Source organism: Methylobacterium aquaticum (assembly GCF_001043915.1).
Taxonomy (GTDB): Bacteria; Pseudomonadota; Alphaproteobacteria; order Rhizobiales; family Beijerinckiaceae; genus Methylobacterium; species Methylobacterium aquaticum.
Genome location: NZ_LABX01000436.1, coordinates 1 through 579, shown reverse-complemented (window position 1 = coordinate 579; position 579 = coordinate 1). Strand labels below are relative to the sequence as shown.

1 protein-coding gene is annotated in these 579 nt (G+C 69.1%); it reads left to right on the top strand.

Going from position 1 to position 579, the window contains the following annotated elements; translation table 11 throughout:
• Window positions 1-579 (top strand): AMP-binding protein (locus VP06_RS33045; protein ID WP_048468063.1); only part of this gene is annotated, 579 nt, incomplete at both ends.

Sequence of the window (579 nt, the reverse complement as noted above, 5' to 3'; positions counted from 1 at the left end):
CCGCATTCATGCCTCATCCGGCACCACCGGCAAGCCGACCGTGGTCGGCTACACCAAGGCCGACATCGACATCTGGGCCGACGTGGTGGCGCGCTCGATCCGGGCTGCGGGCGGGCGGCCCGGGATGCTGGTCCACGTCGCCTACGGCTACGGGCTGTTCACCGGGGGCTTGGGCGCGCATTACGGGGCCGAGCGGCTCGGCTGCACGGTGATCCCGATGTCGGGCGGGATGACCGAGCGCCAGGTCCAGCTGATCCAGGACTTCAAGCCCGACATCATCATGGTGACGCCGTCCTACATGCTGGCGATCCTCGACGAGTTCCGCCGCCAGGGCCTCGACCCGCGGGCCTCCTCGCTCAAGGTCGGCATCTTCGGGGCCGAGCCGTGGACCAACGCCATGCGGGCCGAGATCGAGGAGGCGTTCGACCTTCATGCCGTCGACATCTACGGCCTGTCCGAGGTGATGGGGCCGGGGGTCGCCAGCGAGTGCGTCGAGACCAAGGACGGGCTGCACATCTGGGAGGACCACTTCTACCCGGAGATCGTCGATCCACGCACCGGCGCGGTGCTGCCGGACGG